The sequence below is a fragment of the Pseudomonas sp. genome (genome assembly GCF_030147005.1).
In the GTDB taxonomy this organism is placed as follows: Bacteria; Pseudomonadota; Gammaproteobacteria; order Pseudomonadales; family Pseudomonadaceae; genus Aquipseudomonas.
The window spans coordinates 34,288-51,654 of sequence record NZ_JASLAW010000220.1 but is presented as its reverse complement, the minus strand read 5'-3'; the positions used below and the strand labels follow the sequence as shown (position 1 = coordinate 51,654).

General features: G+C 60.5%; 13 protein-coding genes. 5 read left to right on the top strand and 8 right to left on the bottom strand.

The window, feature by feature from the left end; all coding sequences use genetic code 11:
- Positions 1–229: 229 nt before the first annotated feature.
- A complete protein-coding gene (locus tag Q1V60_RS20835; RefSeq protein ID WP_300634162.1) occupies positions 230–1,693 on the bottom strand; it encodes a glyceraldehyde-3-phosphate dehydrogenase in 1,464 nt (487 codons plus the stop codon).
- Positions 1,694–2,033: 340 nt separating this feature from the next.
- Between Q1V60_RS20835 and mfd the strand changes: the two genes are divergently transcribed.
- Genes mfd through Q1V60_RS20820 form a run of 3 tightly spaced genes read left to right on the top strand, consistent with a single transcriptional unit; the run spans position 2,034 to position 8,761 of the window.
- A complete protein-coding gene (mfd, locus tag Q1V60_RS20830; protein WP_300634159.1) occupies positions 2,034–5,483 on the top strand; it encodes a transcription-repair coupling factor in 3,450 nt (1,149 codons plus the stop codon).
- A gap of 11 nt (positions 5,484–5,494) precedes the next feature.
- Complete coding sequence (locus Q1V60_RS20825) at positions 5,495–6,061, top strand: CsiV family protein (RefSeq protein WP_300634156.1); 567 nt, start codon at positions 5,495–5,497, stop codon at positions 6,059–6,061.
- Positions 6,062–6,070: 9 nt separating this feature from the next.
- Complete coding sequence (locus Q1V60_RS20820; protein WP_300634153.1) at positions 6,071–8,761, top strand: DEAD/DEAH box helicase; 2,691 nt, start codon at positions 6,071–6,073, stop codon at positions 8,759–8,761.
- 104 nt (positions 8,762–8,865) lie between these two features.
- Here Q1V60_RS20820 and nagZ read toward each other — a convergent pair whose 3' ends face one another.
- Positions 8,866–9,876, bottom strand: a complete 1,011-nt coding sequence (gene nagZ, locus Q1V60_RS20815; protein ID WP_300634150.1) for a beta-N-acetylhexosaminidase — start codon at positions 9,874–9,876, stop codon at positions 8,866–8,868.
- Positions 9,877–10,011: 135 nt separating this feature from the next.
- Positions 10,012–10,719: a TetR/AcrR family transcriptional regulator gene (locus tag Q1V60_RS20810; RefSeq protein WP_300634148.1), complete on the bottom strand. Its 708-nt coding sequence runs from the start codon at positions 10,717–10,719 to the stop codon at positions 10,012–10,014.
- Between the two features lie 263 nt (positions 10,720–10,982).
- On the opposite strand from Q1V60_RS20810, the gene lexA reads away from it, so the two are divergent.
- Together lexA and sulA are read left to right on the top strand one after the other, a co-directional pair.
- A complete protein-coding gene (gene lexA / locus Q1V60_RS20805; RefSeq protein ID WP_124403419.1) occupies positions 10,983–11,591 on the top strand; it encodes a transcriptional repressor LexA in 609 nt (202 codons plus the stop codon).
- 10 nt (positions 11,592–11,601) lie between these two features.
- Positions 11,602–12,075 carry an SOS-induced cell division inhibitor SulA gene (gene sulA, locus Q1V60_RS20800; RefSeq protein WP_300634140.1) on the top strand — a complete coding sequence of 158 codons (474 nt, stop codon included), beginning with the start codon at positions 11,602–11,604 and terminating at the stop codon, positions 12,073–12,075.
- 23 nt (positions 12,076–12,098) lie between these two features.
- Here the strand turns inward: sulA and Q1V60_RS20795 are convergent, their stop codons facing one another.
- The 5 genes from Q1V60_RS20795 to fadA form a co-directional block, all read right to left on the bottom strand.
- Positions 12,099–12,332, bottom strand: coding sequence for a hypothetical protein (locus tag Q1V60_RS20795; protein WP_124361797.1), 234 nt, complete (start codon positions 12,330–12,332; stop codon positions 12,099–12,101).
- 63 nt (positions 12,333–12,395) lie between these two features.
- Positions 12,396–12,917 carry a DUF6586 family protein gene (locus Q1V60_RS20790; RefSeq protein WP_300634135.1) on the bottom strand — a complete coding sequence of 174 codons (522 nt, stop codon included), beginning with the start codon at positions 12,915–12,917 and terminating at the stop codon, positions 12,396–12,398.
- A 191-nt stretch (positions 12,918–13,108) separates the two neighbouring features.
- A complete protein-coding gene (gene topA / locus Q1V60_RS20785) occupies positions 13,109–15,730 on the bottom strand; it encodes a type I DNA topoisomerase (RefSeq protein ID WP_300634132.1) in 2,622 nt (873 codons plus the stop codon).
- A 114-nt stretch (positions 15,731–15,844) separates the two neighbouring features.
- Positions 15,845–16,081: a DUF1653 domain-containing protein gene (locus Q1V60_RS20780; RefSeq protein ID WP_300634129.1), complete on the bottom strand. Its 237-nt coding sequence runs from the start codon at positions 16,079–16,081 to the stop codon at positions 15,845–15,847.
- 95 nt (positions 16,082–16,176) lie between these two features.
- The gene (fadA, locus tag Q1V60_RS20775; protein ID WP_024074080.1) at positions 16,177–17,352 is read right to left on the bottom strand and encodes an acetyl-CoA C-acyltransferase FadA; all 1,176 of its coding nucleotides are present in this window, start codon (positions 17,350–17,352) and stop codon (positions 16,177–16,179) included.
- Between the last annotated feature and the right edge of the window lie 15 nt (positions 17,353–17,367).

Genomic DNA, 17,367 nt, shown 5'->3' with positions numbered 1-17,367 from the left:
GCGAGGGAGCTTGCTCCCGCTGGACTGCGTAGCAGTCCCATTTTTGGGGCCGCTTCGCGCCCCAACGGGAGCAAGCTCCCTCGCCACAGGTCGCAGGTTTTTCTGCTTTAGCGCTTAACTGACCGGCATTAGGGCCAGCCCGCTCCCACATGGAAATGAAGAGCGCCCCAAAACCTGACAGCCATAAAAAAAGCCCCGAACCAGTCGGGGCTTTTTCATTCAGCGAGGCTTAGCGCGGAAACGCCGGCGGGTTGACCCCGGCCATGTCTTCCATCACGCGAACCACCTGGCAGCTGTAGCCGAACTCGTTGTCGTACCACACGTACAGCACAACGCGGTTGTCCTGGCTGATGGTCGCTTCAGCGTCGACCACACCGGCGTGACGCGAGCCGACGAAGTCGGTGGACACCACTTCCTGGGAATTGACGAAGTCGATCTGCTTATGCAAATCGGAGTGCAGCGCCATGTAGCGCAGGTACTCGTTCATCTCTTCACGGGTGGCGGCTTTCTCAAGGTTCAGGTTGAGAATGGCCATCGACACGTTCGGCGTCGGTACACGGATCGCGTTACCGGTCAGCTTGCCGGCCAGTTCCGGCAGGGCCTTGGCGGCGGCAGTGGCGGCGCCGGTCTCAGTGATCACCATGTTCAGCGCGGCGCTGCGGCCACGGCGGTCGCCCTTGTGGAAGTTGTCGATCAGATTCTGGTCGTTGGTGTACGAGTGAACGGTTTCAACGTGGCCGTTGACGATGCCGAACTTGTCATTCACCGCTTTGAGCACCGGCACGATGGCGTTGGTGGTGCAGGACGCGGCGGACACGATCTTGTCGTCAGCGGTAATTTCTGCGTGGTTGATACCGTGCACGATGTTCTTCAGCTTGCCCTTGCCGGGCGCGGTCAGCACCACACGGTCAACACCCGGGCACGCCAGGTGCTGGCCCAGGCCCTCGGCATCACGCCATACGCCGGTGTTGTCCACCAGCAGGGCGTCCTTGATGCCGTACTGGGTGTAGTCCACCTCGGACGGGTTCTTCGCGTAGATCACCTGAATCAGGTTACCGTTGGCGGTGATGGTGTTGTTTTCTTCGTCAATGACGATGGTGCCGTTGAACGGACCGTGTACCGAGTCACGACGCAACAGGCTGGCGCGCTTGGTCAGGTCGTTTTCGGCGCCTTTGCGCACCACGATGGCACGCAGGCGCAGGCCGTCGCCGCCACCGGTTTTTTCGATCAGGATGCGCGCCAGCAGGCGGCCGATACGACCGAAGCCGTACAGCACCACGTCGGTGCCTTTGCGGGCAGCGGCGTTTTGCTGGCCGACGACTTCGCTCATTTCTTCACGCACGAACTGCTCGGCACTGCGACCCGCGCCTTCCTTGCGGAATTTATAGGCCAGCTTGCCCAGGTCGACCGAAGCCGCGCCGAGCTTGAGCTCGCTCATGGCTTTAAGCAGTGGGAATGTTTCGTGGACGGAGAGTTCGCTGTCGTCGGCAGAGCGGTGGCGCGCAAAACGGTGCGCCTTGAGAATCGCGATGACAGACTGATTGATCAGGCTGCGGCCATAGATCGAGCTCACCACATTGTTATTGCGGTACAGCTGGCCGATAAGCGGAATCATCGCTTCTGCGAGTGCTTCACGGTCGATCCATTCACCAAGACACTGGTCGGGCTTCTGAGTCACGGGAACCTTCCACATGTAGGGGCAGAAAAAAGGGGCTACATTATGTCGTCCGACTGCCCGTTGGGCAATGCGCGACAGGCAACAAAAACCCCTTGCAAAAAAATACCACCCCGCTACAGCCCAGGAAATACGCGGGTTCCAGAAGGCCACTAGTTTCGCGAGCAGGCCGACTTGTCCGTAACCCTCCTAAACATTCGCGCATTTTGGCACTACATATTGAGTCAAAACCTACGATTGTTTGTCTTAGCCACTACATTTCCAACAAACCGTAATAGGCACAGTCAGCAACTGACAGGCGGCACCTCTGGCCGCTACAATTACTGACTTTGTCGCAACGCTTGGAGCTCAACCTTCCGTGCCTGTTCTGCGTCTACCGCTACTCCCTGCCGCGGCAGGTAAACAGCACTGGGGCAACCTGCCCGGTGCCGCCCTGAGCCTGGCCATTGCCGAGGCTGCCAGCGCAGCCAAGCGCTTTACCCTGCTGCTCACCGCCGACAGCCAAAGCGCCGAGCGGTTGGAGCAGGAGCTGAGCTTCTTCGCCCCCGATTTGCCGGTGCTGCACTTTCCCGACTGGGAAACCCTGCCCTACGACCTGTTCTCGCCGCACCAGGACATCATTTCCCAGCGCATCGCCAGCCTGTACCGCCTGCCGGAACTGGCCCACGGCGTGCTGGTGGTGCCGATCACAACGGCACTGCACCGCCTGGCGCCGACCAAATTCCTGCTGGGCAGCAGCCTGGTGCTGGACATCGGCCAGAAGCTTGACGTGGAACAGATGCGTACGCGCCTGGAGGCCAGCGGCTACCGTTGCGTCGACACGGTGTACGAGCACGGTGAATTCGCCGTGCGCGGCGCCTTGATCGACCTGTTCCCGATGGGCAGCAAGTTGCCGTATCGCATCGACCTGTTCGATGACGAAATCGAGACGCTGCGCACCTTCGACCCGGAAAACCAGCGTTCCATCGACAAAGTCGAGTCGATCAAGCTGCTGCCGGCGCGGGAGTTCCCGCTGCAAAAAGACGCGGTCACGCGCTTCAAGGCACGCTTTCGGGAACGCTTCGACGTGGACTTCCGCCGCTGCCCGATCTTCCAGGATTTGAGCAGCGGGATTACACCGGCGGGTATCGAGTACTACCTGCCACTGTTCTTCGACGAAACTTCCACCCTCTTCGACTACCTGCCTCAGGACACTCAGGTGTTCTCCCTGCCGGGCATCGAACAGGCTGCGGAAAACTTCTGGAACGACGTGCGCAACCGCTATGAAGAGCGCCGCGTCGATCCGTCCCGGCCTTTATTGCCACCCGCCGAATTGTTCCTCCCGGTGGAAGACTGCTTCGCCCGCCTGAAAAACTGGCCGCGCGTAGTCGCCAGCCAGCAGGATGTGGACGCCGGCAACGGCCGCGAGCGTTTCCCGGCGGGCACGCTACCGGACCTGGCGATTCAGGCCAAGGCCACGCAACCGCTGGAAGCGCTGTCCAACTTCCTCGGCGACTTCCCCGGCCGCGTGCTGTTTACCGCCGAATCCGCCGGGCGCCGCGAAGTGCTGCTGGAACTGCTGGAACGCCTCAAGCTGCGGCCGAAGACCGTCGACAGCTGGCCGGACTTTGTTAACAGCAAAGAGCGCCTGGCGATCACCATCGCGCCCTTGGATGAAGGCTTGTTGCTGGACGACCCGGCCCTGGCCCTGATCGCCGAAAGCCCGTTGTTCGGCCAGCGCGTGATGCAGCGCCGCCGTCGCGAAAAACGCGCCGACGCCAACAACGACGCGGTGATCAAGAACCTCACCGAGCTGCGTGAAGGCGCGCCGGTGGTGCACATCGACCACGGTGTGGGCCGCTACCTCGGATTGCAGACCCTGGAAATCGACAACCAGGCCGCCGAGTTCCTCACCATGGAATACGCCGAGGGCGCCAAGCTCTACGTGCCGGTCGCCAGCCTGCACCTGATCGCGCGCTACACCGGCAGTGATGACGCGCTGGCGCCATTGCACCGCCTGGGTTCCGAGACCTGGCAGAAAGCCAAGCGCAAGGCCGCCGAGCAGGTGCGCGACGTGGCCGCCGAACTCCTCGACATCTATGCCCGGCGTGCGGCGCGCGAAGGTTATGCGTTCGCCGACCCGAAAGCCGACTACGCCACCTTCAGCGCCGGCTTCGCCTTCGAAGAAACCCCGGATCAGCAAACCACCATCGAAGCCGTACGCGCCGACATGCTCGCGCCCAAGCCGATGGACCGCCTGGTGTGTGGCGACGTCGGCTTCGGCAAGACCGAAGTGGCAATGCGCGCCGCGTTCATTGCCGTACACGGTGGCCGTCAGGTGGCTATCCTGGTGCCCACCACCCTGCTCGCCCAGCAGCATTACAACAGCTTCCGCGACCGCTTTGCCGACTGGCCGGTGAGCGTGGAAGTGATGAGCCGCTTCAAGTCCGCCAAGGAAGTGAATGCCGCCATCGCCGACCTCGCCGAAGGCAAGATTGATATCGTGATCGGCACGCACAAGCTGCTGTCGGACGACGTGAAAGTCAAGAACCTGGGCCTGGTCATCATCGACGAAGAGCACCGCTTCGGCGTGCGCCAGAAAGAACAGCTCAAGGCCCTGCGCAGCGAAGTCGACATCCTCACCCTCACCGCCACGCCGATTCCACGTACGCTGAACATGGCGGTGTCAGGCATGCGCGACCTGTCGATCATCGCCACGCCGCCGGCGCGTCGCCTGTCGGTGCGCACGTTCGTGATGGAGCAGAACAAAAGCACGGTCAAGGAGGCGCTGCTGCGCGAATTGCTGCGCGGTGGCCAGGTGTATTACCTGCACAACGACGTGAAGACCATCGAAAAATGCGCCGCCGACCTCGCTGAACTGGTGCCGGAAGCCCGCATCGCCATCGGCCACGGGCAGATGCGCGAGCGCGAACTCGAACAGGTAATGAGCGACTTCTACCACAAGCGCTTCAACGTGCTGATCGCCTCGACCATCATCGAGACCGGTATCGACGTACCCAGCGCCAACACCATCATCATCGAGCGCGCCGACAAGTTCGGCCTGGCCCAACTGCATCAACTGCGCGGCCGGGTCGGGCGCAGCCACCACCAGGCGTATGCCTACCTGCTCACGCCGCCGCGCCAGCAGATCACCTCCGACGCGGAAAAACGCCTTGAGGCGATCGCCAACACCCAGGACCTCGGCGCCGGCTTTGTGCTGGCCACCAACGATCTGGAGATCCGGGGTGCGGGCGAGCTGCTCGGCGACGGCCAAAGCGGGCAGATCCAGGCGGTGGGGTTCACCCTGTACATGGAAATGCTCGAGCGCGCGGTGAAAGCCATCCGCAAGGGCGAGCAGCCGAACCTCGACCAACCGTTGGGCGGTGGCCCGGAAATCAACCTGCGCCTGCCGGCGTTGATCCCCGAAGCCTACCTGCCGGACGTGCACGCGCGGCTGATCCTGTACAAGCGCATCGCCTCCGCCACCGACGAAGAAGGCCTGAAGGATTTGCAGGTGGAAATGATCGACCGCTTCGGCCTGTTGCCGGAGCCGACCAAGAACCTGGTGCGCCTGACCCTGCTCAAATTGCAGGCCGAGCAGTTGGGTATCAAAAAAGTCGACGCCGGGCCGCAAGGTGGGCGTATCGAATTCGAAGCGCAGACGCCGGTTGACCCGTTGGTGCTGATCAAGTTGATCCAGGGCCAGCCCAACCGCTACAAGTTCGAAGGGGCTACGCTGTTCAAGTTCATGGTGCCGATGGAACGCGCCGAAGAACGCTTCAATACCTTGGAGGCGCTGTTTGAGCGCCTCATTCCGAAATCTGCTTGAAGGACGCCTCTATGCGCGTGTTCCGCATTCTGAGCCTGTTGTTGGTGGTACTCGCGCCTTCGGCCTTTGCCGACAGCCTTTACCAGGTGGAAATGATCCTGGTGCGCCAGAATGCAGAGCCGGTGATCAACAGCCGCGCCGCCCCGGAAAACTGGGATGGCGGCGCGCAGCGCCTGGGCGAACGCATGAGCCCGCCGCGCCTGGGCAACATCGTCGACAAGCTGCGCGCCGATTACAATTACACCGTGCTCGCGCACAAGGCCTGGGAACAAAGCCTGGGCGAACAACCGGTGAAGATCGCGATCACCGACGGCCAGGAGCAATTCGGCCAGTTCCCTATCGAAGGCGTATTGAACCTGCAACTGGGTCGTTTCACGAACATCGACGCCGATTTCTGGATCAACCAGTTCGACGGCAACGGCAGCGTGATCGCCAGCGAACACTTGAGCCAGAAGGACGTGCGCACCAAGAACAACCAGCTCAACTATCTGGATGGTGGTCACTTGGCGCTGCTGATCAAGATCACCTCGCTGACCGCCAAGCCCCCCAGCGCACCACCGCCTGACCTGCAGGACTGATCCAGCGCCATGCCCCTGATGTCACCGCTGACCAAACCTCTGGCCCCTTCCTGGGCCAACCGCTTCAAAGAGCAAAGCCTGGAGCGCGGGCGACGTTACGCGCTGGAAAATCGCGTGCGCATCGTCGAATCCGGCGACAGCACCATCACGGCCAGCTGCGAAGGGTCGGGCGGCAACGTTTACCGGCAGACCATCTCGTTGCGCGAATCGGCCAAGGGCATGCTGATTCTAGTAGACAGCCGCTGTACCTGCCCGGTGCACACCAATTGCAAACATATCGCCGCGGTACTGCTCAAGGTTCAGGAAACCCTGGCCTTTCCGGCCGCGGCCCAGGACGCCGAGCTGCTGGGGAAACTTCAGGCGGTGCTGGATCACCGCGTGGTACTGCCGCAGGTGGTCATGGAGGATGTACACCCCGTGCCGCGCCTGTGGCTGGCCAGTGTGGAGTTCAGCGCGTTCGAGCCGCGCAATGGCAAGATGCAGCGCTACATTCAGCATCGCGCGGCGCTGTCGTTCAACTACCTGGGCAATTATGTCAGCGGGCAGAAGAACGCCGATATCATCGTGCGCCAGGAAACCCAAAGCCTGCGCATCAAGCGCCATCCCGAGCTGGAACAGCCCTATCGCGAGCACCTGCGCATGCTCGGCTTCAAGATCGCCACGCGCCAGAGCAAAGCCCTGCCGGAAAGCGCCGGCGAGCTGTTCGAGATGGTCAATGACAGCGCCTGGTTGAATTTCACCCTCAACGCTTCCCCCGCGCTGCGGGCCGAGGGTTGGGAGCTGCAAATCGACGAAGACTTCGGTTTTGACCTCAGCCCGGTGGACGACTGGTACGCCAGTGTCGATGAAGCGCCCGAGCGTGACTGGTTCGACCTGGAGCTGGGGATTATCGTCAACGGCGAACGGCTGAGCCTGCTGCCGATCCTGCTGAACCTGATGCGCTCCCACACCGAAATCCTCTATCCGGAGAAACTCGCACGGCGCCGCGATGATGAACTGATCCTGGTGAATATCCCCGGCCTGCCCAACGGCCATGGTCCGCTGCAAGTGGCGCTGCCCTACGGGCGGTTGAAGCCGGTACTGGCGACCCTCGGCGAGTTCTACCTGCAGGAAACCGGCACCACCACGTTGCGCATGGCCAAGGCCGATGCGATCCGCTTGAACCCGCTGGAAGATCTGCCGCTGCAATGGGAAGGCGGCGAAAAAATCCGCAACTTTGCCCAGCGCCTGCGGGATATCAAGGGTTTTACCTGCGCGGCGCCCGAAGGCTTGAACGCGACCTTGCGCCCTTACCAACTGGAAGGCCTGAGCTGGATGCAGTCGTTGCGCCAACTGGAGGTGGGCGGGATTCTCGCGGACGACATGGGCCTGGGTAAAACCTTGCAGACCCTCGCGCATATTCTTGCGGAAAAAAATGCAGGGCGTCTGGATCGACCGTGCATGGTCGTCATGCCCACCAGTCTGATCCCCAATTGGCTCGATGAAGCCGCGCATTTCACTCCGCAACTGAGGGTGCAGGCGCTGTACGGCGCCGGGCGCAAGAAACATTTCGCCAATCTGTCGGATTATGACCTGCTGTTGACCACCTACGCACTGCTGCCCAAGGACATCGACACGCTCGCCACCCTGCCCTTGCATGTGCTGATCCTCGATGAAGCCCAGTACATCAAAAACCCTACCAGCAAGGCGGCTCAAGCGGCCCGCGAACTGAATGCGCGGCAACGCCTGTGCCTGAGCGGTACGCCGCTGGAAAACCATCTGGGTGAGTTGTGGTCGCTATTCCATTTCCTGCTGCCGGGCTGGCTGGGCGATGTGAAAAGCTTCAACCGAGATTACCGCGTCCCCATCGAAAAACGCGCCAGTGAGGTGCGATTGCAGCACCTCAATGGCCGGATCAAGCCGTTCCTGCTGCGCCGTACCAAGGAACAGGTGGCAACGGAACTGCCGCCCAAGACCGAGATCATCCACTGGGTCGACCTTAATGAAGCACAGCGCGACGTGTACGAAACCATGCGCCTGGCCATGGACAAAAAGGTCCGCGACGAGATTACCCGCAAGGGCGTGGCGCGCAGCCAGATCATCATTCTTGAAGCTCTGCTCAAGCTGCGTCAGGTGTGCTGCGATTTGCGACTGGTCAACGGCGCCGCCCTACCCGCCCGCGGCAGCAGCTCGGGCAAGCTCGACAGCTTGATGCAGATGCTTGAAGAATTGTTTGCCGAGGGGCGCAGGATCCTACTGTTCTCGCAGTTCACCTCGATGCTGAGTTTGATTGAGGCAGAACTGAAGAAACGCGAAATCGCTTACGCACTGCTGACCGGTCAAACCCGTGATCGACGCACTCCCGTGAAGGACTTCCAGAGCGGCAAGCTGCAGATTTTTCTGATCAGCCTGAAGGCCGGCGGCGTCGGCCTGAACCTGACCGAAGCCGATACAGTGATCCACTACGACCCGTGGTGGAACCCGGCCACGGAGAACCAGGCCACCGACCGTGCGTATCGCATCGGGCAAGAGAAGCCGGTGTTCGTGTACAAGATGATTGCGCGAGGCACGGTGGAGGAAAAAATCCAGCACCTGCAAAAGGAGAAGTCCGACTTGGCGGCGGGCGTGCTGGATGGGCGCAGCACCGGGGACTGGCAGTTGGGCAATGAGGATATTGAAGCGTTGTTTGCGCCGTTGCCCAATAAGCAAGAAAAGCGCTGACAGTCAGGCCGCCTTCGCGAGCAAGCCCGCTCCCACACTTGAATGTATTCACAAATCAAATGTGGGAGCGGGCTTGCTCGCGAAGGGTACGCCGCAGCGTTCGCTCAGTCGACCAGCTGCGCATCGCGTAACGCAGTAAGCGCTGTCAGCCAACGCGGATCCTGTTTGTATTCCGTTGAGGCTATCGTCTGAGCCCGCATACGCCCAATGCGCGCCGACGGCGTGACCTTCATGCGCTGCGCTGCGGTGAGCGCCAGCTCGGCCGCCGCGCGGTCATTGCACACCAGCCCCATGTCGCACCCGGCGGTCAGCGCCGCTTCAATGCGACTGGCCGCATCGCCGACCACATGGGCACCGGCCATGGACAGGTCATCGCTGAAGATTACGCCGTCGAACTGCAGCTCACCGCGCAGGATGTCTTGCAACCAGCGGCGTGAGAAGCCGGCCGGCTGGCTGTCGACCTGTGGGTAGATCACGTGCGCGGGCATCACCGCAGCCAATTGCTTGCTCAGGCGTGCGAAAGGCACCAAGTCATTGGCGCGAATCTGTTCAAGGCTGCGCTCGTCATTGGGAATCGCGACGTGGGAATCGGCCTCGGCCCAACCGTGGCCCGGAAAATGTTTACCGGTAGCGGCCATGCCGGCGCTGTTCATCCCACGCATAAAAGCACCGGCGAGTACGGCAGCGCGCTCGGGGTCGCCTTCGAACGCACGGGTACCGACCACGGCGCTACGCTGGTAATCCAGGTCCAACACCGGCGCAAAACTCAGGTCCAGGCCCACGGCCAAAACTTCGGTGGCCATGATCCAGCCGCAGTGTTCGGCCAGGCACTCGGCGTTGGGGTTATCCGCCAGCGCGCGCATGGCCGGCAGGCGCACGAAACCCTGGCGCAGGCGCTGCACGCGTCCGCCTTCCTGGTCGACCGCCAGCAGCAAGTCCGGGCGCACCGCACGGATCGCCGCGCTCAGCTCGCGCACCTGGCGCGGGTGTTCGATATTGCGCGCAAAGATAATCAAGCCGCCCACTTCAGGTTGGCGTAACAGATGGCGATCCTCGGCCGTCAGCCAGGTACCGGCAACGTCGACCATCAAAGAACCTTGCAGGGCAGCAGTCATAAACCTTCCTTAAATAACGCGCACAACCCGTCATCCCTACCAGGCACGGTAAGCACGACGGGTTGTGCGTAAAGAGCTGAAATCGGCATGGCGGCTAGCTTAGCGGATGCAAGCGGCCGCGGACACCCGCTGCGGTCAAACCTTGGCGAGGGGCGGCGTGGATTTGCTGCGCGGGCGCAATTGTGCCGCGACCATCGCCTGATCGGTCACACCGGTTTCAGCGCGCATGCCCGCAGCGAGGAACGGCACCATCAGGCGCATCACCTGCTCGATGGACGTGTTGACGCCGAAATCGGTCTCGGCAATCGCGCGCAACGCTTTGATCCCGGACATGCTGAAGGCAGCCGCGCCGAGCATGAAATGCACGCGCCAGAACAGCTCGATGGGCGGGATACGCGGAGCGGCTTCATTGACCAACAACATATAGCGGCGGAACACCTTGCCGTACATGTCTTCCAGGTAACGGCGCAGGTGGCCCTGGCTCTGGCTGAACGCCAAGCCCAGAAGGCGCATGAAAATAGACAGGTCATTGCCGCTGCGCGGCTGAACCACCAGGGCTTGCTCAACCAGGATTTCCAACAGTTCTTCCAGGCTTGGCTTGTTATCGGCCTTGGCCTGGCGACGCTCCAGCTCGCGATCGAGACTGGCACAGAACGGCCCCAGGAAGCGTGAAAACACCGCCTGAATCAAAGCTTTTTTTGAGCCGAAATGGTAGTTCACGGCGGCGAGGTTAACCCCAGCCTTGCTGGTGATCAGCCGCAATGAAGTTTCAGCAAATCCTTTTTCCGCGAACAATTGCTCGGCAGCATCGAGAATGCGTTCAACGGTTTCCGACTGGGCCATGGCTACTCCGCCTGACAAACACTTGTTTGAAACATACGTTTCAGGGTATGTCTTGTCAAGCCTGCGGGTTTGTTTTCCGGCCGGGCAGTCATCTCATTCGTCGCTATTTAATCACATCCTTCACGGTCTGTAGGCAGCGCTGTCTCTGCCTTGTAGTACAGGTGATAAATGACCGCCCAGCGGAGTCGTGCAAAAGGATGATTGCCAAGCGCGATTCACTGTATATAATCCCAGTCACTGTATAAAAAGACAGAGCGATCAACATGCTAAAACTGACGCCACGCCAAGCTGAGATTCTGGCTTTTATCAAGCGATGCCTTGATGACAACGGTTACCCGCCAACACGCGCCGAAATTGCGCTGGAGCTGGGTTTCAAGTCTCCCAATGCCGCCGAAGAACACCTCAAGGCCCTTGCTCGCAAAGGCGCGATCGAGATGACCCCTGGGGCGTCACGCGGTATCCGCATTCCTGGCTTCGAAGCCAAGGCCGACGAATCGACACTGCCGATCATTGGTCGAGTGGCCGCCGGTGCGCCGATCCTGGCGCAACAGCACGTCGAGGAATCCTGCAATATCAACCCGACCTTCTTTCATCCACGCGCCGATTACCTGTTGCGGGTACATGGCATGAGCATGAAGGACGTGGGTATTTTCGACGGCGACCTGCTGGCCGTTCACACCACCCGAGAAGCCCGCAATGGCCAGATCGTCGTGGCCCGGATCGGCGATGAAGTCACCGTCAAGCGCTTCAAGCGTGAAGGCAGCAAGGTCTGGCTGCTGGCCGAAAACCCCGAGTTCGCGCCGATTGAAGTGAACCTGAAAGACCAGGACCTGATGATCGAAGGCTTGAGTGTCGGCGTCATACGCCGCTAAAGGAGACATCATGCAGCTCGTGCACACCCCACAACACACACAACTGTCGCTGTTCGAGGCCTTCCTGGCTCAGCCCCTTGCGCCCGCCCTCAAGGAAACGGTCGAAGCTCCGTGGAGCTGCGAACCCGAGGTATTCAGTGAATTGTCGTTGCGTGGTGCTGCCGGGAGCTGCTTGAGCCTGCTGGCGCCGATTCTGCGCGAACTGAGCGAGGAGCAGGATGCGCGCTGGTTGACGCTGATCGCCCCGCCCGCCAGCCTGACCCAGGCTTGGCTGCGCGATGCAGGCCTGAACCGTGAACGTATTCTGTTGCTGCAGCCACGGGGGGCGCAAAGTGCCCAGCAATTAACCTGTGAAGCCTTGCGCCTGGGTCGTAGCCATACGGTGGTGAGCTGGCTGAACCCTTTGAATGCGACGGCCAAGCAGCAGCTGATCAGTGCCGCACATACAGGTGATGCGCAGAGCTTGAATATTCGACTGGGATAAGGGGTAAGCGGGTTACACAGGGCTCAGTGAAGAACCTTCGGCCCGTCTTCCTTTTCCGGCTCGCCTTCAGCCAGGCGACCGGCCATTTGCACCCCAACACTCAACATGGCTTTAGCCACTTCAACATGCTGGCCTTGCAGGAACGCTTTCGCGTCTTCGGAAAAGTCCAGGATGACCAGAGAACCTTCGTCCTCAGCCCGACGCAGCTCGATTCGGCCGTCAGGCAGTTCAACAATTTCCAGAAAGGACGTTGGCATAAAAGTCTGTTCTCCACGAAAGCGAGGGATTATATCAGTGTTGTCGCGCGCAGACTTGCCCGCTCAGCACTCGCTCAAGCCTTCACGAAAGCGCAGTGCCAGCTTTTTCAGCTCCTGACGCCAGCTTTCCAGCTCTTCCCGGCTCAGAGGCTTGGGTTCATCCGCTTCCAATGTAACCGCCACGATCAATGGCTGCGTCACATCCCCCTTGGGTACATGGGGAACGCGAGGCGGCTGGAACATGTCGGCATGCGCCTTGAGCAGGCGTGCCACCCAACTGTCCGGGCTCTGGGCCATTTCCACCAGTTCGGCCAACTCCGGGATCGCCATGGTTTCCAGCACTTCCCGAGCCATGATCATTTCCGCACGGGGCGAACCTGCCTGGGGCAAACGATAGAACCCGGCGATTTCATGGCATAGCCCCAACAAGGCGCCGTACAGGTGAAACAGAGCGGCTTCACGCCCCGCCTGGACCAGCCCGATGGCATTCAGCTCCTTGCCCGCCTCGGCACGGCCAAGAGCCTCCAGGGACAAACCCGCAAAGTAAATTTTCTGATTGGTACGGGTATAGAGTTCGTTGGCCATGACGGCAATCTCCACAACGAATTAGGCCTGATGCTGGCTTGCAGGAGCGAGCTTGCTCACGAAAAACGTTAGAGCACCACTGTGTATCAGATTTCTCGCGTCATCGTTAACGACCTTCGCGAGCGAGCTCGCTCCTGCACCAAGAAAAGGCCGCCTGAAAAGGCGGCCTTTGTGTTTCCAGGATTAGTCGATCAAGCGCCCTGACGCTTGTCCTCGACCTTCCACTTGCCGCCGTCGTAGAAGGCTTTCCAGCCGGTAGGCTTGCCGTCGACTTCGGTCTGCACGTACTGCTCCTTGGTTTTGCGGCTGTAGCGGATCACGGCTGGGCGACCATCCGGGTCCTTCTTCGGCGCTTCGCACAGGAAGTGGTACTTCGGATCGATCTCGTCCTTGTGCGGCACGATTTCCATCACCAGCGGTGCACGAGTCTCGCGGTTTTTCGGGAACTGGCTGGCGGCCAGGAACAGGCCCGAAGCACCGTCGCGCAGGATGTAAGTGTCGTTGACCTTCTCGCACTTGAGCTCGGGCATCTTCACCGGGTCCATCTTCGGCGGCGCCGCATCACCGCTTTTCAGCAGTTTGCGGGTGTTCTTGCACGTCGGGTTGGTGCAACCGAAGAACTTGCCGAAACGGCCGGTCTTGAGCTGCATCTCGCTGCCGCACTTGTCGCACTCCAGGCTCGGACCTTCGTAACCCTTGATGCGGTAGGTGCCCTCTTCAATCTCGTAGCCGTTGCAATCCGGGTTGTTACCGCAGATGTGCAGCTTGTGCTTTTCATCCAGCAGATAAGCGTCCATCGCCGTGCTGCAAATCGGGCAACGGTGCTTGCCACGCAATACCAGCGACTCGGATTCACCCTCGTCATCGGCCGCGATTTCATCGCCCGGCACCAGGTTAACGGTGGCCTTGCAGCGCTCTTTGGGTGGCAGGCTGTACCCCGAGCAACCCAGGAACACGCCGGTGGACGCTGTACGAATCTGCATCGGCCGGCCGCAGGTGAGGCACGGAATGTCGGTCATTACCGGCTGGTTGGCACGCATGCCGCTCTCAGGGCTCTCGGCCACTTCGAGTTTTTTCTTGAAGTCGCCGTAGAACTCGTCCAGCACGCTCTTCCAGTCGCGCTCGCCCTGCGCCACGTCATCGAGGTTCTCTTCCATGCCGGCGGTGAAGCCGTAGTCCATCAGGTTGGAGAAGCTCTCGGACAGGCGCTCGGTAACGATGTCACCCATTTTTTCCGAATAGAAACGACGGTTGTGCAGCGCTACGTAGCCACGGTCCTGAATGGTGGAGATGATCGCCGCATAGGTCGAAGGACGACCGATACCGCGCTTCTCCATCTCTTTGACCAAACTGGCTTCCGAATAACGCGCCGGTGGCTTGGTGAAGTGTTGGGACGGGTCAAGCTTGATCAGCTTCAACGTATCGCCCTGAGCCATATCCGGCAGCACATCGTCGTCGCCCGGCTTGGCGATTTGCGGCATCACACGGGTATAACCGTCGAACTTGAGGATGCGGCCCTTGGCACGCAGCTCGAAGTCACCCGCCCCCACGCTGACGGTGGTGGACAGGTATTGCGCCGGCAGCATCTGGCAGGCCAGGAACTGGCGCCAGATCAGCTCGTAGAGGCGCTCGGCGTCGCGCTCCATGCCGCTCAGCTTGCTTGGCTCGGTGTTGGCGTCAGACGGACGAATCGCTTCGTGAGCCTCCTGCGCGCCTTCCTTGCTGCTGTAGACGTTTGGCTTTTCCGGCAGGTACTTCTTGCCGAATTCGCTTTCAATATAAGTACGCGCCATCGCCACCGCGTCTTGCGACAGGTTGGTGGAGTCGGTACGCATGTAAGTGATGTAGCCGGCTTCGTACAGACGCTGGGCCATCATCATGGTTTTCTTCACACCAAAGCCCAGGCGGTTACTCGCGGCCTGCTGCAGGGTGGAGGTGATGAACGGCGCCGACGGTTTGCTGCTGGTCGGCTTGTCTTCACGCTTGACGATGCTGTAGCTGGAGGCCTTGAGCTTCTCCAGCGCGGCCATGGCCTGGGCTTCATTCAGCGGCTTGAAGGCCTCGCCTTTTTCGCGGGCCACTTCAAAGCGCACGTTGGCGCCCTTGGCGGTGCCCAGATCGGCGTGGACTTCCCAGTATTCTTCAGGGTTGAACGCACGAATCTCGCGCTCACGCTCCACCACCAGCTTTACCGCTACCGATTGCACACGGCCGGCGGACAGGCCACGGGCGATTTTCGCCCACAGCAGTGGCGAAACCATGTAACCCACCACGCGATCGAGGAAACGCCTGGCCTGCTGGGCGTTGACGCGATCGATGTCCAGTTCGCCCGGCTTGGAGAAGGCTTCCTGAATGGCTTTCTTGGTGATTTCGTTGAACACCACACGCTTGTAGCGGCTGTCATCACCGCCGATGGCTTCCCGCAGGTGCCAGGCAATGGCTTCCCCTTCGCGGTCCAAGTCCGTTGCGAGATAGATGGTGTCGGCATCTTTGGCGAGCCGGCGCAGCTCTTCGATGACCTTTTCCTTGCCCGGAAGGATTTCGTACTTGGCCTTCCAGCCATGGTCCGGGTCTACCCCCATGCGTGAGACCAGCTGCTTGCGCGCTTTCTCTTTAGGGGTGAGCACCGGACCTTCGCCCGCGGCCGCCTTGCCGCGCTTGGCGGCAGGCTCCTTGCTGGCGCTAGCCGAACCGCTGGTGGGCAGGTCTCGGATATGGCCGATACTCGACTTCACCACGTACTCATTGCCCAAGTACTTGTTGATGGTCTTGGCCTTAGCCGGGGATTCCACAATGACCAGCGATTTGCCCATGGATCGGAAAATTCCTGAATTCGAGAAGTGAGAGGCAGTTGGCGCCTGTCGCGGCAACGCTATATATAGTGGCAACCGGGTGAGGTCAAGCGCAGCATTCTGCGCGACCTGCCGTTATTGCCCTTTAAAAAGACTGGGTTCGGCCTGGACCAAAGCAAAGCGCGGGACGTGCTCGCCGTCAACTTCGACGGTCTCCAGGAACATGCTCAAGGGGCGCACCCAAAAGCCGTAATCGCCATACAGTGCTTGGTAAAACACTACTTCTTCTTCGGTCTCGGAGTGCCGCGCCACACTGAAAACGCGGTACTGCGGACCTTTGTAATGCTGGTAGAGCCCTGGTTCGACTTTCATGTTCTGGCCCTCTTACAAAATTTGTTGAAAAAAAATTAAAAATTCCAAAAAACAAAAACCGGGGCACTGGGCCCCGGCTTCCGTCAACTCAGCGCTTAGACGCGTTCGAAGACGGTGGAAATGCCTTGGCCGAGACCAATGCACATGGTTGCAACCCCAAGGTTGCCACCATTTTGCTTCATCACGTTAAGCAATGTGCCGGAGATGCGTGCACCGGAGCAACCGAATGGGTGGCCCAGGGCAATCGCGCCGCCGTGCAGGTTAACCTTCTCATTCATCTTGTCGAGTACTTTCAGATCTTTCAGCACTGGCAAGGCCTGTGCGGCGAAAGCTTCGTTGAGCTCGAAGAAGTCGATATCGGAGATGGTCAGGCCCGCGCGCTTCAAGGCTTTTTGTGTGGCCGGTACTGGACCATAGCCCATGATCGCCGGGTCCACACCCGCCACGGCCATCGAACGGATCACCGCCAGCGGCTGGATACCGAGGTCCTGGGCACGCTGCGCCGACATCACGATCATGCACGAAGCACCGTCGGTGATTTGCGACGACGTACCGGCAGTCACGGTGCCGCCCTTTGGATTGAAGGCCGGCTTGAGCGCCGCCAGGCTTTCCAGGGTAGTGTCCGGACGAATGGTTTCGTCGTAGTCGAACAGTTTCAGGAAACCGTTCTCGTCGTAGCCGTTCATCGGGATAATTTCATCCTTGAACTTGCCTTCCACGGTCGCTTTGTGAGCGAGCTGGTGGGAGCGCAGGCCGAACGCGTCCTGGGCTTCACGGGTGATGCCGTGCATCTTGCCGAGCATTTCCGCGGTCAGGCCCATCATGCCGGAAGCTTTTGCCGCGTACAGCGACATATGCGGGTTAGGGTCGACGCCGTGCATCATGCTGACGTGGCCCATGTGCTCCACGCCACCGACCACGAACACATCGCCGTTACCGGTCATGATCGCCTGGGCGGCGGTGTGCAGCGCGCTCATCGACGAACCGCACAGGCGGCTTACGGTCTGGCCGGCCGCGGTGTGCGGGATCTGGGTCATCAACGACGCCATGCGCGCAATGTTCCAGCCCTGCTCCAGGGTCTGGTTAACGCAGCCCCAGATCACGTCTTCGACTTCGTTCGGGTCAACCTTGACGTTGCGTTCCAGCAGCTTGCTGATCAGGTGCGCCGACATATCTTCGGCGCGGGTGTTGCGGTGCATGCCGCCCTTGGAGCGGCCCATCGGCGTACGACCGAAGTCGACAATCACGACGTCTCTTGGATTCAAGCTCATAAATATTCTCGCTCT